The 21044-nt window shown below is 68.9% G+C and carries 22 protein-coding genes; 13 read left to right on the plus strand and 9 right to left on the minus strand.

Going from position 1 to position 21044, the window contains the following annotated elements; translation table 11 throughout:
* Nucleotides 1–69 precede the first annotated feature (69 nt).
* From bioB to H0264_RS16930, 4 genes are all read left to right on the plus strand, one after another.
* Entirely contained in the window at nt 70–1107 is a 1038-nt protein-coding gene (gene bioB, locus H0264_RS16915) for a biotin synthase BioB (RefSeq protein WP_181584851.1), read from the plus strand.
* A gap of 17 nt (nt 1108–1124) precedes the next feature.
* Complete coding sequence (gene bsaP / locus H0264_RS16920; RefSeq protein ID WP_231086527.1) at nt 1125–1352, plus strand: biotin synthase auxiliary protein BsaP; 228 nt, start codon at nt 1125–1127, stop codon at nt 1350–1352.
* The gene (locus H0264_RS16925) at nt 1352–2074 is read left to right on the plus strand and encodes a DUF2567 domain-containing protein (protein ID WP_231086525.1); all 723 of its coding nucleotides are present in this window, start codon (nt 1352–1354) and stop codon (nt 2072–2074) included. Before bsaP ends, H0264_RS16925 begins: the two co-directional genes overlap by 1 nt.
* A gap of 101 nt (nt 2075–2175) precedes the next feature.
* Nucleotides 2176–2358 (plus strand): hypothetical protein, encoded by a 183-nt coding sequence (locus H0264_RS16930; protein WP_181584852.1) that lies wholly within the window; start codon nt 2176–2178, stop codon nt 2356–2358.
* 119 nt (nt 2359–2477) lie between these two features.
* On the opposite strand, the gene H0264_RS16935 is transcribed toward H0264_RS16930, so the two are convergent.
* Together H0264_RS16935 and H0264_RS16940 are read right to left on the minus strand one after the other, a co-directional pair.
* A complete protein-coding gene (locus H0264_RS16935) occupies nt 2478–2681 on the minus strand; it encodes a DUF5988 family protein (RefSeq protein ID WP_181584853.1) in 204 nt (67 codons plus the stop codon).
* 41 nt (nt 2682–2722) lie between these two features.
* Complete coding sequence (locus H0264_RS16940; protein WP_231086523.1) at nt 2723–3544, minus strand: NUDIX hydrolase; 822 nt, start codon at nt 3542–3544, stop codon at nt 2723–2725.
* A gap of 78 nt (nt 3545–3622) precedes the next feature.
* On the opposite strand from H0264_RS16940, the gene nadA reads away from it, so the two are divergent.
* The 3 genes from nadA (at nt 3623) to nadC (ending at nt 7263) form a co-directional block, all read left to right on the plus strand.
* Nucleotides 3623–4660: a quinolinate synthase NadA gene (nadA, locus tag H0264_RS16945; protein WP_181584854.1), complete on the plus strand. Its 1038-nt coding sequence runs from the start codon at nt 3623–3625 to the stop codon at nt 4658–4660.
* A 79-nt stretch (nt 4661–4739) separates the two neighbouring features.
* Nucleotides 4740–6368, plus strand: coding sequence for an L-aspartate oxidase (locus tag H0264_RS16950; protein WP_181584855.1), 1629 nt, complete (start codon nt 4740–4742; stop codon nt 6366–6368).
* A gap of 34 nt (nt 6369–6402) precedes the next feature.
* A complete protein-coding gene (nadC, locus tag H0264_RS16955) occupies nt 6403–7263 on the plus strand; it encodes a carboxylating nicotinate-nucleotide diphosphorylase (RefSeq protein WP_181584856.1) in 861 nt (286 codons plus the stop codon).
* Between the two features lie 40 nt (nt 7264–7303).
* Here nadC and H0264_RS16960 read toward each other — a convergent pair whose 3' ends face one another.
* The 5 genes from H0264_RS16960 to H0264_RS16980 form a co-directional block, all read right to left on the minus strand.
* Complete coding sequence (locus H0264_RS16960) at nt 7304–7483, minus strand: hypothetical protein (protein WP_181584857.1); 180 nt, start codon at nt 7481–7483, stop codon at nt 7304–7306.
* An 82-nt stretch (nt 7484–7565) separates the two neighbouring features.
* On the minus strand, nt 7566–8051 hold the full coding sequence (locus tag H0264_RS16965) for a tellurite resistance TerB family protein (protein ID WP_181584858.1): 486 nt from the start codon (nt 8049–8051) through the stop codon (nt 7566–7568).
* Between the two features lie 134 nt (nt 8052–8185).
* Nucleotides 8186–8479 (minus strand): DUF2798 domain-containing protein, encoded by a 294-nt coding sequence (locus H0264_RS16970; protein ID WP_181584859.1) that lies wholly within the window; start codon nt 8477–8479, stop codon nt 8186–8188.
* A gap of 215 nt (nt 8480–8694) precedes the next feature.
* Nucleotides 8695–9873: a winged helix DNA-binding domain-containing protein gene (locus H0264_RS16975; protein ID WP_181584860.1), complete on the minus strand. Its 1179-nt coding sequence runs from the start codon at nt 9871–9873 to the stop codon at nt 8695–8697.
* Between the two features lie 88 nt (nt 9874–9961).
* Nucleotides 9962–10399, minus strand: a complete 438-nt coding sequence (locus H0264_RS16980) for a MarR family winged helix-turn-helix transcriptional regulator (RefSeq protein ID WP_181584861.1) — start codon at nt 10397–10399, stop codon at nt 9962–9964.
* Nucleotides 10400–10531: 132 nt separating this feature from the next.
* Between H0264_RS16980 and H0264_RS16985 the strand changes: the two genes are divergently transcribed.
* Entirely contained in the window at nt 10532–11935 is a 1404-nt protein-coding gene (locus H0264_RS16985) for an MFS transporter (protein WP_181584862.1), read from the plus strand.
* A 4-nt stretch (nt 11936–11939) separates the two neighbouring features.
* On the opposite strand, the gene H0264_RS16990 is transcribed toward H0264_RS16985, so the two are convergent.
* On the minus strand, nt 11940–14429 hold the full coding sequence (locus tag H0264_RS16990; RefSeq protein ID WP_181584863.1) for an FtsX-like permease family protein: 2490 nt from the start codon (nt 14427–14429) through the stop codon (nt 11940–11942).
* A gap of 105 nt (nt 14430–14534) precedes the next feature.
* Between H0264_RS16990 and H0264_RS16995 the strand changes: the two genes are divergently transcribed.
* The 4 genes from H0264_RS16995 (at nt 14535) to H0264_RS17010 (ending at nt 18973) form a co-directional block, all read left to right on the plus strand.
* Entirely contained in the window at nt 14535–15479 is a 945-nt protein-coding gene (locus H0264_RS16995; protein ID WP_181584864.1) for an NAD-dependent epimerase/dehydratase family protein, read from the plus strand.
* Between the two features lie 101 nt (nt 15480–15580).
* Nucleotides 15581–16453 carry an arylamine N-acetyltransferase family protein gene (locus H0264_RS17000; protein ID WP_181584865.1) on the plus strand — a complete coding sequence of 291 codons (873 nt, stop codon included), beginning with the start codon at nt 15581–15583 and terminating at the stop codon, nt 16451–16453.
* Nucleotides 16454–16691: 238 nt separating this feature from the next.
* The gene (locus tag H0264_RS17005; RefSeq protein ID WP_181584866.1) at nt 16692–18299 is read left to right on the plus strand and encodes a serine/threonine-protein kinase; all 1608 of its coding nucleotides are present in this window, start codon (nt 16692–16694) and stop codon (nt 18297–18299) included.
* Nucleotides 18300–18370: 71 nt separating this feature from the next.
* Nucleotides 18371–18973, plus strand: coding sequence for a maleylpyruvate isomerase family mycothiol-dependent enzyme (locus tag H0264_RS17010; protein WP_231086516.1), 603 nt, complete (start codon nt 18371–18373; stop codon nt 18971–18973).
* A gap of 6 nt (nt 18974–18979) precedes the next feature.
* Here H0264_RS17010 and H0264_RS17015 read toward each other — a convergent pair whose 3' ends face one another.
* Complete coding sequence (locus H0264_RS17015) at nt 18980–19831, minus strand: helix-turn-helix transcriptional regulator (protein WP_181584867.1); 852 nt, start codon at nt 19829–19831, stop codon at nt 18980–18982.
* 143 nt (nt 19832–19974) lie between these two features.
* Between H0264_RS17015 and H0264_RS17020 the strand changes: the two genes are divergently transcribed.
* Nucleotides 19975–21009 carry an aldo/keto reductase gene (locus H0264_RS17020; RefSeq protein WP_181584868.1) on the plus strand — a complete coding sequence of 345 codons (1035 nt, stop codon included), beginning with the start codon at nt 19975–19977 and terminating at the stop codon, nt 21007–21009.
* Nucleotides 21010–21044: the final 35 nt, after the last annotated feature.

The raw sequence follows: 21044 nt of genomic DNA on the forward strand, positions 1-21044 counted from the left end.
GCTGCTAGCCTACCCTGAACACCGTTCAAGTTGCTCGGCCACGTCGGCCGGACGAAGGGATTCGTGGCAATGACCCAGGCAGCCGTGTCCACCGGGGCCGACATCCAAGCAGGCGGAGACATTCTGGCCATCGCTCGCGAGCAGGTGCTCGAGCGCGGTGTCGGACTGACCCAGGACCAGACCCTCGAGGTGCTGCGGCTCGGCGACGACCGGCTCGAGGAGCTGCTCGGCCTCGCCCACGACGTGCGCATGAAGTGGTGCGGTCCCGAGGTCGAGGTCGAGGGCATCATCTCGCTCAAGACCGGCGGCTGCCCGGAGGACTGCCACTTCTGTTCGCAGTCCGGTCTTTTCCAGTCGCCCGTGCGCGCCGCCTGGCTCGACATCCCCTCGCTGGTCGAGGCCGCCAAGCAGACCGCCAAGACCGGCGCCACCGAGTTCTGCATCGTGGCCGCCGTGCGCGGCCCGGACGAGCGCCTCATGGCGCAGGTCGCCGCGGGCGTGGAGGCCATCCGCAACGAGGTCGACATCCAGGTCGCCTGCTCGCTCGGCATGCTCAACCAGGAGCAGGTCGATCAGCTGGCCGCCATGGGCGTGCACCGCTACAACCACAATCTCGAGACCGCGCGCTCGCACTTCCCGAACGTGGTCACCACGCACACCTACGACGAGCGCTGGGACACCCTGCGCATGGTGCGCGAGGCCGGCATGGAGGTGTGCTCCGGCGGCATCCTCGGCATGGGCGAGTCGCTCGAGCAGCGCGCCGAATTCGCCGCCCAGCTGGCCGAATTGGAGCCCGACGAGGTTCCGCTGAACTTCCTCAATCCGCGCCCCGGCACCCCCTTCGGCGACCTCGAGGTGCTGCCGGCCGCCGACGCCCTGCGCGCCGTCGCCGCCTTCCGCCTGGCGCTGCCGCGCACCATCCTGCGCTTCGCCGGCGGTCGTGAGATCACCCTCGGCGACCTCGGCGCCAAGCAGGGCATCCTCGGCGGCATCAATGCCGTCATCGTCGGCAACTATCTGACCACCCTCGGCCGCCCCGCCGAAGCGGATCTCGATCTGCTGGGCGAGCTGAAGATGCCCATCAAGGCGCTCAACGAAACCCTGTGATGGGTACTGTGTTCGACATGAGCGAGCGGTTCGACATGAGCGAGCGCTACAACCCGTTCACGGGGAAGCGAGTGGTTGCCGGACTCGATGATCCGGTGCCGGCCGCCGCGGCGCTGGGGCTGGAGCCGCCGCGCTTCTGCGAACAGTGCGGGCGTCGCATGATCGTGCAGGTGAGCCCCGACGGCTGGTGGGCGAAATGCTCGCGGCACGGGGTGCTCGACTCCACGATGCTGGAACGGCGCTAGTGGCAAGCACCATGGCGCCCGCCGAACCGTCCGGACTACGTGAGGTGCTCGCCCGCGAACTGCGGGCGGGCGCCGTGGTTTTCGCCGTGCTCGGTGTGGTGAGCGCGCTCGCGGGGGTGGCGTGGGCGTATCTCGCCCCGGCCGAACGGCTGCTCGTGGTCGAACCCGATCGCGGGGCGGCCCTCACCGGGGAGAGCGCGCATCGATTCGATGCCGCAGCCATTTTCGTGCTCATCGGCCTGGTGACGGCCGTGCTCACCACCGCCGCGGCCTGGCGGTGGCGGCGGGTGCGCGGGCCCATCCTGCTGCTGTCGATGCTCGCCGGATCACTGGTGGGCGCGAACCTCATGCGATTGGTGGGGGAGGCGGTCGCCGAGCAACTCCACACGCGCCCGGAGCATCCGGCCGTGCACAGCATCGTGGAATTCGCGCCGACCATCGAAGGCTGGCCGTTCCTGCTGGTGCAGCCGCTGGTGGCCGCGCTGCTGGTGCTGATCCTGGCCTCGCTCAGCACCTCCGACGATCTCGGCACCGGGGAATACCTGCCGTTCGGCAAGATTCGCCCCGACCCGCCCGCCTGGGCGCCGCCGCCGTTCGAATCCCAGATCAGCTTCGGGCCGTACTACGGGCCGGGAGCCAATGGCGGAGCCCCGCAACCGGCCGGTCCGCGAGAACCGGTGGTGCCGTTCGAGAATCCGGTGCAGGAGCCCGGCGGGCGCTGAGCGCCGCCAGTGGTCCGGCGGGAAGAAATTCGGTGGCAGTGGCGCTGTAGCTGCTTGTACGGTGACGCGTCGACACACCGTGAAGCCCAGGGGGACCACCGATGAAAACCGCAGCACGAGGCGAGCGCGCCGCCGCTGCCGCAAACGCTGCGGCCGGCGAGCGCCCCGATCTCGCCGCCTGGCGGCAGCGCCACGAGCTACGCCGCTCCAATGCGGCGCAACCGATTCCGAGCGCGCGCAAATACCGCCGCACCACCAAACACCGCAAGCGCGAACAGGATTGAGCCCGCCCCCGTCATCCCGGCGCGCTTTTGGCCGGGATCGACACGGATAGCGTGCGTTGCTCTATGGATCCCGGCCAAAAGCATGCCGGGATGACGAGCGGGGTGGGGGCGCGCAGCCGCTATTCGGCGACCTTCGTCCGTCCGGACCACTCGTAGACGCGCAGCGTGCCCTGCGGTGTGTCTTCCTCCCGTGCCGTGGCCTGGAAATGCTCGTAGCCATTGCGATGGGAGATCTTGATCTCCGGTTCCGAAGTGATCGGGACTATGCGTTCGGGCAGATCATTGGGTCCACCCACCAGAATTGCCTTGGCTGTGAGTGCCATGCCCCGAGTATCCGCCGCGAAATCGTCGCTCCGGGCGGGAATCAGGTGGGAGGGCGGAGAGCCGCGAACTCGTCGGTGACGCGGATTTCGGAATCGGTGAAGCGGTAGACGGCGGCGGGCCGTCCGCCCGCGCGGCCGGGGGAGGCGGTGGCCCCGGTCGGGGTGATCACCTTGCGGCGGGACAGGACTCGTTGCAGGTTGGTGGTGTCCACGTCGTAACCCAGTGCGGCGCAGTAGATTTCCCGCAGCGTGGACATGGTGAAGCGTTCCGGCGCGAGGGCGAAGGCGATGTTCGTGTAGGACAGTTTCGCGGCCAGCCGGGTGCGGGCGTGCTCGACGATGCCGCCGTGGTCGAAGGACATGTGCGGCAGCGCCGAGACCGGATGCCAGCGGGTGTCCGGCGGCAGTTCCGGTTCGGCGGTGAGCGGCACCAGGCCCAGGTATGCCGAGGCGATGCGGCGTGGCGGGTCGGGCAGCCGGTGCGGGTCGCTGAACACCGAAAGCTGTTCCAGGTGTGTCAATTCGCGCACGTCGACCTTCTCCGCGAGCTGGCGCGCGGCCGAGGCGTCGAGGTCCTCGTCGTCGCGCAGCCGCCCGCCCGGCAGCGACCAGGTGCCGATCGCGGGTTCGAGCGCGCGCTCCCACAGCAGGACCGCCAATTCGGTGCGTTCCCCCGGCCCGGAGCGTCGGCCGAGATCATCGCGTCTGGCGGCCGCATTTTTCTGAGCTGAACCGGGATTCGCATGCCGTGTACCACTGTCCGAGGGGGTGAAAACGCTCTCACCTGCGGTGTAGGTGTCTGGGAAGCGTCGAACCTGGAACACCGCGGTGAGCGTTTCGTGGATGGTGCTACTATGGGCCACGTTTTCGATTCTAAGTCGAAAACCGGTTGTATGCGAATCGGCGATGTTGCCGGACCGCATGAGAGAAGGAGCCATGCCATGGCTGCACTAGGTGCGACGATGACCCTCGCGGAGCAGATCGCGGACGGGCCGTCGGGATACACGGGCGTCGAGGCCACCCCCGACTGGGCGGCCGAGATCAAGCGACTGGCGCGCGAACGCAATGCCACCATCCTGGCGCACAACTACCAGCTGCCGGAGATCCAGGACATCGCCGACCATGTGGGCGACTCCCTGGCCCTGTCCCGGATCGCCGCCGAAGCGCCCGAGGACACCATCGTGTTCTGCGGCGTGCACTTCATGGCCGAGACCGCCAAGATCCTCAGCCCCGAGAAGACGGTCCTGATCCCCGATCAGCGCGCCGGCTGCTCGCTGGCCGATTCCATCACCGCCGACGAACTGCGCGCCTGGAAGGACGAACACCCCGGCGCGCTCGTGGTCTCCTACGTGAACACCACCGCCGCGGTGAAGGCCCTCACCGACATCTGCTGCACCTCCTCCAATGCCGTCGACGTGGTCGCCTCCATCGACCCCGACCGCGAGGTGCTGTTCCTGCCGGACCAGTTCCTGGGCGCGCACGTCAAGCGCGTCACCGGCCGCGAGAACATGCACATCTGGATGGGCGAGTGCCACGTGCACGCCGGCATCAATGGCGACGAGCTCAACGAGCAGGCCCGCACCCACCCGGATGCCGAGCTGTTCGTGCACCCCGAATGCGGCTGCGCCACCTCGGCGCTGTACCTGGCCGGCGCGGGCGAGTTCCCGGCCGACCGCGTGCACATCCTGTCCACCGGCGGCATGATCGACGCCGCCAAGGCCGCGAAGTCCAAGGAAGTCCTGGTGGCCACCGAGGTCGGCATGCTCCACCAGCTCCGCAAGGCGGCCCCCGGCATCGACTTCCAGGCCGTCAACGACCGCGCCTCCTGCAAGTACATGAAGATGATCACCCCCGCCGCCCTGCTCCGCTGCCTGGTGGAGAACCGCGACGAGGTCCACGTCGATCTCGAAACCGCCGCCCTGGCCCGCAATTCGGTCCAGCGCATGATCGAGATCGGCAACCCGGGCGGCGGAGAATAACCCGCTTCCATCGGACCGACCCATTCGCGTCCCCGCCGCTGCCTCCAACCCGGGCAGTCCGCAGGGAGGGAGACAATCGATGAATATCTCGATCCAGTGGGAAGCCGAAGCCGATCTCGTGGTGATCGGTGGTGGGGTGGCCGGACTGACGGCAGCCCGGACCGCCTCGCTGCGCGGGCTGCGGGTGCTGACGCTGAGCAAGGGCGGGCCCACCGACACATCCACGCAGTACGCGCAGGGCGGGATCGCCGTCGTTGCGCCGCACGGGGATTCGGTGGAATCGCATGTGCAGGACACCGTGGTCGCGGGAGCCGGGCTCTGTGATGCGGAGGCGGTGCGGTCCATTGTCGAAGGTGGGGTCGAGGCTGTTGCGGCGTTGACCGATCTGGGGGCCGTGTTCGATCTCGGGCGGGACGGGGAGGTGTCGCGGACCCGGGAGGGCGGGCACAGTACTCGGCGGATCATCCATGCCGGTGGTGATGCCACGGGAGCCGAGGTGCAGCGGGCGTTGAATGCCGCCGGGCTGCCGGTGATCTTCGGGGCCGCGGTGGTGGAGATCGTGACCGGGCCCGATGGGGTGCGGGGCGTTGTCGCGGTGTCGGACAAGGGGTTCGGGGTCGTGCACGCGCCCGCCGTGCTGCTGGCCACCGGTGGGCTCGGGCAGTTGTACGCGTGCAGCACCAACCCGGCCGGGGCGACCGCGGACGGGGTGGCGCTGGCGCTGCGGGCCGGGGCCGTGGTCGCGGATCTGGAGTTCGTGCAGTTCCATCCGACCGTGCTGTTCTCGCCCGGCGGGGTGGGGCGGCGGCCGCTGATCAGTGAGGCCGTGCGCGGCGAGGGCGCGGTACTGGTGGATTCCCAGGGGAATTCGGTCACCGCCGGAGTGCACGAGCGTGGGGATCTCGCGCCTCGTGACATCGTCTCGCGTGCGATCCACGCCCGCATGGCACAGCTGGGCACCGATCACGTCTATCTGGACGCGCGGTCGATCGACGGGTTCGCGCAACGGTTTCCGACCATCACCGCGTCCTGCCTGGACGCGGGCCTCGACCCGACCTCGGCGCTCATTCCGGTCGCGCCCGCCGCGCACTATCAATGCGGTGGCGTCGTCACCGACACCCACGGCCGCACAACGGTTCCCGGCCTCTACGCGGCGGGGGAGGTGGCGCGCACCGGCCTGCACGGCGCGAATCGCCTCGCCTCCAACAGCCTGCTCGAAGGTCTCGTGGTCGGCGGGCGCGCCGGTGTCGCGGCGGCCGAACGACTCGGGGCCGCCGCCCGCATCACCGAGGCCGGTCCGATGCGTCTGCCGCGCGCCGACCGGAAACTCTTGCAGGAGCTCATGACCCGGCACGCGTCCGTGGTGCGCGACGGCGACGGCCTGCGCGGCGGCGTACTCCGCCTGATGGGCATGCTCACCGATGGCGAAGCCGACGCCGAGACCACACCGCGCACCGATGCGGCAGCGGTGATCCGCAATCTGGAGGACTCCGCGCTCACGCTGACCGCCCGCGCCCTGCTGGTCGCCGCGGCCGCGCGCACCGAAAGCCGTGGCTGCCATACACGTTCGGACCATCCGGAGCCGCGCGAGGACCAGCGGCGCAGCATCACCGTGCGCCTGGGTTCCGATGGCCGCCCCAAACTCGTCACCGATGGTTCGACGGTCACCGCGCCGTGGATCCGGACCACCTTGCGGTCCGCCTCGTGAACAACGCTTCCATGCTCACTGAAGGAGTGCAGTAGTGGCTCTCGATTCCAGTCTCGATCGCGACGAGGTGGTCGCGCTCATTCGTACCGCCCTCGACGAGGACCTGCGGTATGGGCCCGATATCACCACGGTCGCAACGGTTCCCGCGGATGCGACGGCCAAGGCCGCCATGGTGTCGCGGCAGCCGGGCACGGTCGCGGGTCTCGATGTGGGGCTGCTGGTGCTCGACGAGGTTGTCGGCGCGGGCAATTACGAGGTGACCGATCGGGTGGCCGACGGCACGCGGGTGCGGCCGGGTGACACCGTGCTCAGCGTGAACGCACCGACGCGCGAATTGCTCACGGCCGAGCGGACTCTGCTCAATATCGTCTGCCATCTGTCCGGGATCGCCACGGCGACCTCGGCGTGGGTGGACGCGGTGGAGGGCACCGAGTGCCGGATTCGGGACAGTCGCAAGACACTGCCGGGACTGCGGGCGTTGCAGAAGTACGCGGTGCGGGTCGGCGGCGGCGTGAATCACCGCATGGGACTCGGTGATGCGGCGCTCATCAAGGACAACCACGTGGTGGCCGCCGGGTCGGTGGTGGCGGCGCTGCGGGCGGTGCGGGAACTGAATCCGGAGATCGAATGCGAGGTCGAGGTGGACAGCCTCGAGCAGCTCGATGCCGTGCTTGCCGAGGATGTGCAGCTGGTGTTGCTCGACAATTTCCCGCTGTGGATGACGCAGGCCGCCGTGCAACGCCGCAATACTCGCTCGCCGGGAACGAAACTCGAATCCTCGGGCGGTCTTTCGCTCGATATGGCGGCGGATTATGCCCGCACCGGCGTCGACTACCTGGCCGTGGGCGCGCTCACCCATTCGGTCACGGTGCTCGATCTCGGATTGGATATGTGAGTTTCGTCCGGATTCAAGGGAATTCAGCGCACGTGGTGTTTCAGCGTTCGTAGTACGTCGGCTCGGCCACCCAGCCGGTGCCACCGCACGTCGAACACCACACCACGTTCCCGTTCACGAATCCCGCCGTGCCGGTGGCGTCGCAGAAGACGCAGTACCGCCACCCTCTATTCGGGGCATACGTGTCGAAAAGGATATTCAGGAACCCTTGAATTGCCATGACAGCACCCCTCGCTCGGACGCCAAACGAACCAAGGGTGCGTCACGAGCAGGGGTTATGTCCAGCGGCTGTTAGAGGGGGTTTACAACCCGAATTCCTGCGGATCCAGATGCAGCACCTGGCAGGCTTCCTTCACCGCGGCGATTTCCTGGGCGTCGAAATTGCCGTCGGCATTGCCGATCATGATGCCCATCTGCACGACAGCCCTTGCCTCCGTGGACTTTCCGGTCGCCTTGGCGATCTGCTGCATCACATAGGCGCGCCCGAAAGCCGGGTCCATGGTGATCCGATTGCAGTTGTCCTCGAACAGGGTTCGCAGCTCGTCGGTCGGGAAGTGCTGCAGCACCGGGTCGGCGCCGATGAGCTGCGCCACCCGCATGCGCTCCTGCGGATCGATCCCGCCGTCCGCCGCGGCCACCAGCGCGCAGATGCCCATGGTGGCATCCCGGAAGGTGCCGCCGCGCAGCTCGTTCCGCTTGGCCAGCAGCTGCTCACGCCACTTGGGCGCGCTCTCCAGCAACCGGCTGATCGACGTGGCATTGGAAATCAGGCGGTTGAGGAAGGCCATGACACACTCCGACTCGATATTTCGGACTGACAACCCCCGTGTCCGCGCCCGAACTGTGTTCTGTACGCCAGAACCCTAACAGCCTGCCGCCCGGTAGGGGCAGCGTATTCCCGCCCCTGCGCGGACAATCGGATTCACTGCTCCGGCGACGGCCGGGCACCCGGCATATCCACCAGTGCCGCGGTCAGCCGGCGCACCAGCGGCAGCATGAGCAACAGCGTGGGAAACGCGATCACCCAGGAGATGCCCCAGGCCCGCAACCACAGCGGCGGGAAATCGGCGTGGACCCCATTGCCGCTGATCGTGCTGATGCACGACACCACACAGGTCATGAGAATCGACAGCAGCAGCGGCAGGATCACCGGCGCGAAGCGGGCAGGCAGCTTGCGCGATCCGGCAGTGCGCGAGAACAGGATTCGAGAAGTCATGAGAACTCCGTAAGCGTATGCACGACAACCGATTCCGCGAATGCGAAACCAGGCGCGTTGAATGGCGTTAACGCTTACGGCGACAACGGTCGCAGCCCCGATGCTAGGCGACGGCGCGGAAACCGGGCAAGGGCCGGGCAATGCGACCCCTGCCACTGGCAGTGCTGGCACCGGCGGTCTCGCCGACGGTGCGGGGTCGGGGAGACGCGGTGGTTTCAGGCGGTGAGCTCGCGCTCGAGTGGGGTCCGGAAGCGGGGGATGGGGCGCACCTCGCCGTACCAGTCGGTCATGCGGGCGGCCTCGGCTTCGATGAGGGTCTCCGCGTCGGAGCCGACGTCTTCCAGTAGCCGCCAGGCGATCTCGCCGTCGGTGCGCTGGGCCCAGCCGCCGACGATGCGGCCGTTCCACCAGATGGTCGGGCCGACATTGCCATTGCGGTCGAACAGGGCGGGGGCGTGCGGGCCGAGGTACCAGTCGCGGGACTGCCAGCCCATCGGGGTGGGGTCGAGGGCGGGGAGCAGCGCGGCCCAGGGTTCGGGTGCGGCGACCGGTTCGAGGTCGTCGGCGAGCACGAGGCCCGTGGTGCCGTCCAGATCCACTTCGGCCACCTCGAGTTTCGCGAGGGTCTTCTTGACTTCGCCGAGCGTCCAGCCAGTCCACCATTTGATATCGCTGACCGGGGCGGGGCCGAAGGCGTACAGCCATTTCCGCACCAGCTCGGCCCGTGCGGCCTCGGCCGTCAGGGCCGGAATGCCGTCGGGCAGCCAGGATTCGATGGGGGACCAGGTGTACTGGCTGCTCGACCAGCTGCCATTGGGCCGGCCGCGCACGATCCGCCCCTCCGCGCCGAGCGTGACCAGCACCCACGTGGTGATATTGGTCGGTTTCGAATACGGCTTGCCCGGTGCGGTGTCCACCTGGGTGCGCAGCCGGGGCACGTCCTTGCTCAACTGCGCTCCGGTGGCACTGCCCCGCGCCAGCAGCGCATCGTGCGTCTCCCGCTCCACCTCGGCCAGCCAGGACTGGACATCCCCGTCGACCGCGCCGGCCTGTTCTATGTAGCGCCCGTAGGTCTTTCGCTGCTTCTCGGCCAGCGCGTCCGCGCACGATGCCTGAAGCGCCGGCACCAGCTCGATGGGGGCCACGAACATGGTGCGCCGCATGGCCAGCATGCGCAGCAGCGTCCGATCCTCGTACAGCGCCTTCTCCACGTGGCCGGGTTCGGTGGTGCGACTGCGCGCCGCGACCGACAGGAACACTGTGGCCGGATCGGTGGCGTGCAGCACCACGAGGGAGCGGACGATCTCGCCGACCTCGTCGCTGCGAGACTCGTACGCGAGCCGGTGTCGCAATGCCAGCCGGGCCCGTCGCTCCGCCACATCCATCGAACGCATGCGCGAATCCTAGCCCGCCGCTACGACACCGAACGATCTTTCACGGGCGTGCCCGCACATCGCGGATCCGGTGCGTCCGCTGCGGTGTTCAGCGTCGCCGGTTGTCGACATTGCTGGTCAGGGTGGTCAGCAAGGCGGGAAGTTCCGCCACGGTCCGGGCCGGCAGGCCGGCCACGGTCTCCTCGGCCAGATCGCACCACAGTTCTTTGACCCGCTCGGCCAGTTCCTTGCCGCTGTCGGTGAGTTCGACGATGCTGGCCCGTTTGTCGGTCGGGGCGGGGCTGCGGCGGATGTGGCCGGAGGCTTCGAGTTTGCGCGTCATGAGGGTGACGCTGGGGGGTTCGCAGCCGAGTGCTCCGCTGAGCTGCGCCTGGATCATCGGCCCGGTCCGGTCGAGCTCGAGCAGCAGCGCCTCCTGGCCGGTGTGCAGTCCGAGTGGCGCCAATAGTGCTGCGGCCCTTGCCCGGTGGCGCAGGCTCAGCAGCCGGATGGCCTGGTTGAGGGCGTCTGCTTGCGCGAAGTCCACATGCTCTCCTTGACAGATTAGTTACGCGCATAACATTATGCGGATAACTAATTCTAGCAATCCACGAGCCGCCCCGGGCGCATCGAACGGCCGCGCGCCGCCGATGTGCGCGCGGGACGGCAAGGAGCGAGCATGACCCGCATCAGCGCCGAGACTCCCCGGCACACAACACATTCCGGCCGTGCACGACTGGTTCTGGCGCTGGCCTGCGCCTGTCAGTTCATGGTCATCCTGGACTCGTCGATCGTGAACGTCGCGCTGCCCTCGGTGCAGCGCGACCTCGGGTTCACCGCCACGGGACTGGCCTGGGTGGTCGACGGATACCTGCTCACCTTCGCCGGCTTCATGCTGCTGGGCGGGCGGGCCGCCGACCTGTTCGGACACCGGCGCATGCTCATCGGCGGGCTGGCGGTGTTCTCGGCGGCCAGCCTCGTCGGCGGACTGGCCACCACCGCCGAGGTGCTGGTGGCGGCCCGCATCGTGCAGGGGATCGGAGCCGCGGTGCTGGCCCCGGCGACGCTGGCGGTGATCAATACCGGATTCACCGAAACCCTCGCGCGGGCAAAGGCATTCGGGGCGTGGTCGGCCGCCGGCGGGGTCGGCGGGATGGCCGGGGCCATCGCCGGTGGAGCCATCACGACCGGACTGTCGTGGCGCTGGGTGTTCCTGATCAATGTGCCGATCGGTGCGGTATTGATCGCGGTGGCCCTGCTGTCGCTGTCCGGCTCGGGGTCCGCTCGCTCGGAATCGCTCGATGTGCTCGGCGCGGTCACCGGAACCGCCGGGCTCGCCGCGCTCATCTTCGGCGTCATGCGGAGCGCCGAGTACGCCTGGACCTCGGCGCCGGTCGCAGGGCCGGTCGGTGCGGGAATTCTGCTGCTGGCCGGGTTCACCGTCGTGGAGGCCCGTTTCGCCGCCAGGCCGCTCATGCCGCTGCGGTTGTTCCGTATCCGGCGGGTGGCCGTCGGCAGCGCGATGCTGCTCGTGTTCGGCGGCATCGCCATCGCCATGTGGTACTTCACCTCGCTGTTCCTCCAGAATGTGCTGGGCTACAGCGCATTGCGCACCGGGCTGGGCCAAACCCCCGCGGCGATCACGTTCATGGCGGTCGCGCGGGTGTCCGCGGCCCTGTTGCCGCGCACCGGCGCTCGGCCACTGATCCTGGCCGGAAGTGCCTGTTTCCTCACGGGATTCGGCTGGCTCGCGCAGGCCGGGGCCGACAGTGGTTATCTCACCGGCATTCTCGGTCCCACCCTGCTGATCGCGATCGGCATCGGACTGACCTTCCCCACCCTCATGGCCGTGGCGACCGCCGACGCCCCGGCGGGCGATGCGGGCATTGTCGGTGGCATGGCCGGCACCGCCAATCAGGTTGGCGGGTCGATAGGTTTGGCGATTCTCGCGACGGTGGCCGGTGCGGCCGCAGACGCCGACGCGGCAGCCCTCGCCGATGGGTACGGCCTGGTCTTCACCCTGGCGGCCGCGCTCGCCGTGCTGATCGCACTGCTCGGCCTGCTGCTGCCGAGACGCGATTGACCGTCTAGTCGGCGCTCACCGCGTCCACGATCTCCAGGCGGGCGGCCCGCAGCGCCGGCGGGATCGAGCCGAGCAGACTCAAAACCAGTGCGGCGACGGTGAATACGAGCAGGATCGGCCCGGGCCGGGCGGTGATCTCGACGCCGAGCATATCGGTGGCGAGCAGGGTGTAGACGAACTCGTTGATCAACCCGAGCACCAGGCCCAGGGTCGCGCCGACCAGACCGATCCCGGCCGCCTCCAGCAGAATCATGCGCAGTGCGAACTTGCGGGAGGAGCCGACCGCCCGCAGGATGCCGAGTTCCCGGCGGCGTTCCAGCAGCGCCAGCATGAGGGTGTTGAGCAGGGCGGTGGCGGCGATGAACGCCACGATCACCATCATGGCGCGCGCCAGAGCCATGGCCTGCTTGATCGAGGAGCTGATGCCGTCGAGCGCCTGCTCGCCCGAGTACACGTGCAGGCCGGGCGGCAGCGCTTGCTCCAGCGCGCCCCGCAGCTGCCCGAGATCGGTGCCGGGCTGTGCGTGGATCTGCAAGGTCGTATTGCCGGAGCGCTCGAACCAGTCCCGCATGAGCGTGAGGCTCATGGCCACCGTGCCGCCCAGCGCCGAAAAGTACGGCACGATATCGACGACCTCGATCTGCTTGGCGCCCTTCGGCGTCTGCACCGTCACCCGGTCGCCGGTCGTCACCTGCATGTTCCGCGCCATATCGCGCGAGAACACCACCCCGTCACCGGCCGCCACCCGACGTGCCGACTCCGCGCTCAACGCCCGGTAGATGGGGACATTGCCGTCCGAAGTCACCCCGTAGACAAGGGCTTTGGTGCCGCCGAAGGTCGCCCACGCCATCTGGCCCTCGACCACCTTCGCCACCCCGGGCACCGCGGCGGCGCGTTCGAGCGCATCCGGCGGCAGGAGTTCGGTCGGGGTCATGTCGGCGGGGGTGGTGGCCACCCAGAAGTCATTGTCGGCCAGGCTCGCGAAGGTGTCGCGCGCACCGTGCACGGCATCGTCATTGGAGGCGGTGACGGTGACCGTCAGACTGACGGCGATGGTGATCGTCATGAGCGTGGCCCACACCCGCCGTGGCGCGCGTTCGATATTCACCGCCGCCAGCACGCCCGCCGCGCCGAAGCGCCGGGTCAGCGCGGCCGCGGCCCCGACCAGCAGACCGGTCGCGAGGAAGGCCAGGCAGATCTGCGCCCCGAGCGTGAAACCCAGGGCCACAGCGGAATACAGGCCGAGATCGGAGCGGGCGACGACCACCGCCGCGGCGATCATCGCGACCGCCCCCACCGCCGCCACGATGCGCAATCCGCGCGACACCGCATCGGCACGGGACACGCCCACCGGGGCCAGCGCCTCGACCGGCGAGACTCGATACACCTGGCGGGACGCCATCGCCGACGCCCCGACACTGGTCACCACCGACGCCACGATCGCCACGGGCACGGCGTACCAGGGCAGCAGGTATTCCAGTCGCGCGTCCACCATTTGGACGACCGCCGGCGGCAAGCCCTTGACCGCGTACTTGCCCACCTGAATGCCGATCAGCGCACCCACCGTGCCGCCCACCAGCCCCAGCAGCGCCGCCTCCGCCAGCACATCGCGCACGATGGTCTGCTTGCGCCCGCCGATGGCGCGCAGCATGGACACCACCGGACGGCGTTGCGCCAGCGACATACTCATGACGTTGTAGACCAGGAACGCCGCCACCGCGACGGCGATGGTGGCGCTCATGACCGACATGAACCGCATCATGGTGATCGAATTCCCGGACTGCGCGGCCCGTGCACTCGGATCGGCCACCAGCGCCCGCCCGGCCACCGCCGTGTTCACCGCCGAACGCAGTTGCGCCACATCGGTTCCCGGCGCGGCCACGATCAGGACGGAGTCGAGCTGCCCGGCGCGTCCGGCGATCTTCTGCGCCAGCGGCAGGGGAGCGGCCACGAACAGCCCGCCGTTGAGCCGGGCGGCGCGCTCGTCGTCGAGCACCGCGGCGACGGTCACCTCCACCTGCCCCAGTTGGAACACTTCCCCTTTCGCGCGGTCCACCCCCGGACCGACCAGGACCCCATTGCGCACCGACGTCAGCGCCGCCACGGCGTCGCCCTGGATGGAGCTCTGCAGCGAGCTGTCCAGGGCGGAGCCGGACGGGTCCACCCCGAGCACCAGCGTGCGATCCCGGCCCTGGCCCACGCTGGTGCGCAGCATGGGCACCGCCGTGGCCACACCCGGCACCTGCGCCACCTCCGCGCGCACGGTCTGCGGGAATCCGGCATCGGTGACGCCCGAAACCTCCAGGGCCGCAGTGCCCGCCAGCCCGGAGGTCAGCCGGTCCACGGACCCGGTGAGCGATCCGGAGAGCCCCAGCACGGCCACCGTCAACGCCGCGGCCACCGCGACCACCACCGTGGTCGCCGCTGTCCGCCCCCAATGCGTCGCGAATTCACGAACCGTGAACAGTCGCAGACGATCCCACAGCGCGATCATCTGTCGAGGCTATGTGTCTCGGACAGGCCCTGTCCACTATTCCGTGTAGTAGACATGCGCGCTACCCTCGGCATGGATCTGTACTGCGAAACGGGGTGGAACGCAATGAGGATCATCGTCGCGGGCGCGACCGGCGCCATCGGCCGGCCGCTGGTAGCGGCGCTGCGCCGCAATGGGCACGAGGTGCTCGCCCTCACGCGCGGCGGGCGCAGCGCGGAACTGGTGCGAGCGCTCGGGGGCACCCCGATCATCGCGAACGTGCTCGAGCGCGAGGACCTGCTGCGCGCCGCCGACGGTCTCGCCGCCGACGCGGTCATTCACGAGCTCACCGCGTACAGGCATTCCCCGCCCACGCACTACCGCAGCCCGGGTCTGTTGCGCACCAACGCATTGCGCGGCACCGGCAGCCGCAACCTCGTCGAGTTCGCCGTGAACGTCGGGGCGGCACGGTATCTCACGCAGTCGCTGATCGTCGGTTACGGAATCCGTGATCACGGACCGGAACTCGTCACCGAGCAGGAGGGATTCGGCCGCGCCCAGGGTGATGCCAACGACCCGTTCCTGTCGGCCCTGTACGAGGCCGAGGAGTGGGCCTGGCGGGCGGCCGGAATCGACGGGATCGCCTTGCGCTACGGGGTTTTCTACGGCCCCGGCGCTTCGGACATGTTCGTGCGGGCGCTGAAATTGCGCATGCTGCCCCTGCCCAGGATCGGCACCGGCAGTATCGGTGTCGTGCACATCGAGGATGCCGCGGCCGCCACCGTGGCCGCGCTCGAGAACGGCCGGGCCGGACAGGCTTACAACATCGTCGACGACGAGCCCGTCACCTGGGAGGCCCTGTTCGACGCCATGGCCGAGACGGTCGGCGCCCGCCGGCCCCTGCGCGTCCCCGCCCGCGTCCTGCGCCACGGCTCGCCGCTGGCCGCCGCACAGATGCTCGACATGTCGCTGCGCGTCTCCAATGTCAAGGCACGCGCCGAGCTCGGCTGGAAACCCCGCTATCCCAGCTATCGCGAAGGGCTCGCCACCCTGGCGTCCGCACCGCGCTGACCAGCGGGCATGCTGGGTCCGGAACATGTTGGCGCCGAGCCGGGTTGCCCGGAGCGGGAGCGAGCGGCGGCGCTCGCGGTGATCATGGAGCGGAGACAGTGATGACGACACCGGTGGACCCGTCCTACACCTGGAACGGCGGCGAGCTGGACCTGGACGCCTACCTCGCGCGGATCGGCTTCACCGGTGAGCGCACGCCCACCCTGGCCACCCTGCGCGCCCTGCAGTACGCACACGTCACCGAGCTCCCGTTCGAGAATCTGGAGATCATTCTCGGCCGCGGCATTCCGCTCGATCTGGAGTCCTTGCAGGACAAGATGATCCGGCGCCGGCGCGGCGGCTACTGCTACGAGAACGTGGGCTTGTTCGCCGCCGCGCTGGAGCGGCTCGGCTTCGGTGTGACCGGTCTGGCCGCGCGGGTCTCCATGGGAGCCACCGGACTTCGGCCCGCCACCCACGCCATCCTGCGCGTCACCACCGCCGACGACGACCGCGCCTGGCTGTGCGATGTGGGCTTCGGCGCGGGTCCGCTGGAACCCATCGAACTGGTCGCCTCGGACGGCGAATTCTCGCTCGGCGCATGGCGATACCGGCTCGAGCGCGGCACCGACGCGCTCGGCGCGGACCTCTGGACGCTGTACCAGTTCGGCCGTGACGGCTGGATCGACCGGCACAGCTTCCCGCTCACGCCGCAGTACCGCACCGATTACGTGGTGGGGAACCACTTCGTGTCCACTTCGCCCCGTTCGCCGTTCACGACACGCCCGTTCGTGCAGCGTTTTCTGCCGGAGGCGCACCACGTGCTCGACGGCACCACCTGGACCGTCGAATACCCGGACGGCGGCAGCGAGGTCCGCGAACTCGAGGCGGCCGAGCTGCCGAAGGTGCTCGCGGAGGTCTTCGACATCGATCTCGACGAGGCCGACGCGGCCGTCCTGGCGCGCGGAGGGTGGGTTGTGAGCAAGCCGAGCTAAGAAAACCCTTTGGTTTGTTTGCTGGCTAATAATCAGCCCTGACCAGCACATACCTCTGGGGTGTCACGTCAAGGTCACATAAATGGGGGCTGGATCTCACCGAGATCTCGCTCATATCTCACGCTGACGTCGGCGCGACGGCCGATGCCCGCTACACTCGTGCGGGGAAACACGCGGGCAACCGCGTCGTCACAGTCGTCTCGGAGAACTTCGGAGTAGTGCCATCGAAACCGGCCAAGTGATCGCAGGGCATTACCGCCTGGTCGAACGGATTGGTAGCGGCGGCACAGGTGTCGTCTGGCGAGCCGTCGATCAACGGCTCGAACGTTCCGTGGCGATCAAGCAGATCCTCACCCAGCCGAGCCTGTCGCCGGCCGATAAAGACATCGTCCGCCAGCGCGCAGCGCGCGAGGCGCGCAATGCCGCGCGCTTCCAGCACCCCAATGCCATCGTCGTGTTCGACATCACCGAACACGAGGGCGACCCGTGCCTGGTGATGGAATATCTGCCCTCGCAGAGCCTCGCGGTGGTGCTTTCCGCGCAAGGGACCTTGCCGCTGCCGCAGGTCGCGCGCATCGGCGAACAGGTCGCCTCGGCGCTGATCGCCGCGCACCGCGCCGGCATCGTGCATCGCGATGTGAAGCCGGGCAATATCCTGCTCGGCGACAACGGGGCGGTGAAGATCACCGACTTCGGCATCGCCAAATCCAAGGGCGATGTCACTCTCACGGCCACCGGACTCATCTCCGGCACCGCCGCCTACCTCGCCCCCGAGGTCGCGCGCGGCGCCGAACCCACCCCGGCCGCCGATGTCTTCGCCCTGGGCGCCACCCTCTTCCACGCGCTGGAAGGCGAACCGCCCTACGGCACCAACCCGAATCCGCTGGCCCTGCTCTACGCGGCGGCCAACGGTCAGATCAGCGAACCCCGCAATGCGGGCCCGCTGTCGGATCTGCTGCTCGGCCTGCTGGCCTTCGAACCCGAAGACCGCCCGAGCATGTACGACGTCCGCGACGCCATGGCCGAATTCGCCGAGGTCGGACCGGACGCCGAGGCCACCCGCGTGCTGGCCCACCGTCGCGCGGCCCCCGGTGGCCCGCGCACTCCGCAGCCCGCGCCGCCGCGTCCGGTCGCGCCGCAGCGTCAGGCCACCCGGCAGATGGAACGCCGCCCGGCGGAGAACATCGACATTCCCACCGGCGCCATGAGCGCGGCCATGCTGGAGACCCCGCCGCCGCAGCGCCCCGCGTCCAACCCGCCGACCCGGCACCATGCCCCGGCCCCCGACCTGGATGACGAGCCCGCTCCGCGCAGCCGCAAGTTCATCTGGATCGCGGTCGCGGCCGTCGCCGCCGTGATCGCCGGTGTCGCCATCGCGCTGTCCTCCTCGGGCGGTGGCTCGAACGACAATGGCGCACAAGGCGGTTCGACCACCTCGTCGTCCACCGGGTCCACCTCGACCACCAAGGGCAGCAATGCGGCGCTCGGCCAGACCAAGAGCGTCGGCGATGCCGATGTGCTGGGCGCGGCGAACATGATCGACAGCGATTTCTACGGTCAGCTGGTCAATCTCAACTTCTCCGCCGCCTGGGAACGGCTGACCCCGGCCGCACAGAAGGTGTACGGCAGCGAGCAGGCGTTCTCGGATTACTGGAAGGCCAACCGGATCACCGGCTACAGCACCATCGGCGGTGCGCGGGGCTCCGGCACCACCACCAATTCCGATGGCTCCGTGGACATGATGATCGGCAGCGTGACCGCGGGCAGCTCCTCGAAGAGCAATATTCAACTGCGCGTGGTGAACTCCGCCAGCGGCCTGCTCATCGACAGCGACACCAAGCTCTGAACGGATTTCGGCGGTAGGTGCGGGCTCTCCGCATCTACCGCGAAAACCGCTGGGGTGATTAGGTGTTTGGTATGAACGTGCGTCAGTTGCTGGGGGAGGAGCGCGCGGAGCTGGTCGAACTGCTTCGCTCGCTGAGTGACGAACAATGGGCGACGCCGTCGCTGTGCGCGGGGTGGAGTGTGCGGGATGTGGTGTGCCACCTGCAGACCGATACCGTCTCACTCGGTAGCTATGCGCTGCTGAGCCTGCGCAACCCATCGGTGGATCGCACCAACAAGGCTCTCGTCGAACAGTTCCGGCAGCAGCCGACCACCGTGCTGGTCGATCGGCTGGCCGCGGCGCACGGCTGGTTCACCCGGCTGCTGCCCGGAATCGCCCTGTCCGACATGTTCGTGCACCAGCAGGACATTCGCCGACCGCTCGGCCTCGAACGCAAGGTGCCCGCAGAGCGGCTGCTCGCCGTACTCGGCAACCCGGACCCGTTCGCTTTCCCGTGGCGCAATACCCGTGGATTGCGCTGGGAGGCAACGGATGTCGACTGGTCCAAGGGATCCGGCCCGCTGGTCCGGGGACCGGGTGAGGCGCTGGCGCTGGCCATGGTGGGCCGGCCCGTCGCGCTCGCGGACCTGACCGGCGACGGGGTTCCGGAGTTGCGCCGCCGCATCGGCGGCTGAGCGGAACTAGCCGACGGTCGTGGTGTCGGCCACCCAGCGGGCCAGCAGCTGAAGCGCTGTGGCGCTGGGGGATTCGGGCTCCACGGTGTGGGCGATCAGCGCCTGGTCGGGGTCGTCGGGGAGGCGGAGCGTTTCGAAGCCCAGGTCCAGGCGGCCCACGACCGGGTGGAGATAGACGTAGCGGCCGTGGGTCTTGTCCTTGAGTTCGTGGCGGTCCCACAGGCGGCGGAACTCCGGATCCCGCTGGTGCAGTTCGTCGATGAGCGCGGCAATGGCCTCGTCGGCGGGGTTGCGGGAGGCGTCCAGGCGCAGGTAGGCGACCACGTCGGCGGCCTTGGCGGGCCAGTCCTCGTAGAGTTCGCGCATCCCCTCGTCGAGGAAGATGAGGCGGGCCAGATTGCGGTCAGCGGGAGCCAGGGCGGCGAAATCGGTGATGAGCGCGGCGGCCAGGCGATTCCAGGCCAGCACGGTGGTGCCGCGGCCGACAATGTAGGACGGGACGTCCGAGGCGGAGTCCAACAGGCGGCGCAGGCCGGGGCGGACCTGCTGCTCGGCCGCCGGTTCCTCGCCGGTCCAGGGGCGGGCCAGGCGGTAGAGATGGTCGCGCTCGAGGGGATTCAGCCTGAGGGCGCGGGCCACCGCGTCCAGGACCGATTCCGAGAAGTGCAGGGTGCGGCCCTGTTCCAAGCGCACATAGTGGTCGACGCTCACCCCGGCCAGCAGCGCCAGCTCTTCGCGGCGCAACCCCGGAACGCGACGGCGGGCCCCGTGATCGACGAGCCCCACCTCCTGCGGGGACAGCCGGGCACGGCGGGAGCGCAGGAATTCACCGAGTTCGGCGCGACGGTCCAAGGTCATGTGACCAAGTATCCCGAACGGGTTCGACGCTCATCCTGGTCATGCCGTGCCCAGGCTCGCGCGGCACTGTTTACCCCGCTTGCGGACAGCGAAAGTAGTGGTCACAGCCGGAACCGATCCCGGCACCGGAACAGGAGTTTCGCATGACCACCACTCGTCCCTTCGGTGACACCGGCATGGACATCACCCCGCTCGGCCTCGGCACCTGGGTGATCGCCGGACAGGGCTGGGAGTACTCGTGGGGCGCCACCGAGGACGCCGAATCCATCGCCGCCATCCGGCACGCGGTGGACCGCGGGCTCAACTGGCTCGACACCGCGCCCGCCTACGGCCTCGGACACGCCGAGACACTCGTGGGCAAGGCACTGGCCGACATCCCGGACTCGGAGCGGCCCTACATCTTCACCAAGACCGGGCTCATCTGGGAGGACGGCGACGACCGGCAGGGCCCGCCGCGCCGCATCATGCGGCCGGAGGCGGTGCGCGCCGAACTCGAGGCGTCGCTGCGGCGGCTGCGGGTCGAGCAGGTAGACCTGCTGCAGGTGCACTGGCCCGACACCGGCGCCGTCTTCGTCTACCAGGAAGACGGCGAGGTCTCCGCCGAGGCCACCCCGCTGGAGGAATACTGGCAGGTCATGGCCGACCTGAAGAAGGAGGGCAAGGTGCGCGCCATCGGCCTGTCCAATCATGATGCGGCGCAACTGGAGATCGCCGAATCCATCGCCCACGTGGACGCGATTCAGCCGCCCTTCTCCGCCATCAACCGGGGCGCGGCGCCCGAAATCGCCTGGGCGCGTGCGCACGACACCGGCGTGATCGTGTACTCGCCGCTGCACTCGGGCCTGCTGTCGGGAGCCTTCACCGCCGACCGCGTCCTCGCCGCCGACGACTGGCGTTCCCGCACTGCCGATTTCACCACCGCCCTGCCCGCCAACCTGGCCCTGGTCGACGCCATCCGCCCGATCGCGGCCCGGCACGGCGTGAGCGTCGCCGAAGTCGTACTGGCCTGGACCACCTCCTGGTCGGGCATTACGGGAGCCATTGTGGGAGCCCGCAATCCGGGCCAGATCGACGGCTGGGCCGACGCGGGCACCCTCACCCTGACCGCCGCCGACCTGGACGAGATCGCCACCGCCATCACCACCACCGGCGCAGGCACCGGTCCCGTTCGCCCCTGATTCACCGAACGCCACTCAACCACAAGGATTTCCCT

The organism is Nocardia huaxiensis, from assembly GCF_013744875.1.
In the GTDB taxonomy this organism is placed as follows: domain Bacteria; phylum Actinomycetota; class Actinomycetes; order Mycobacteriales; family Mycobacteriaceae; genus Nocardia; species Nocardia huaxiensis.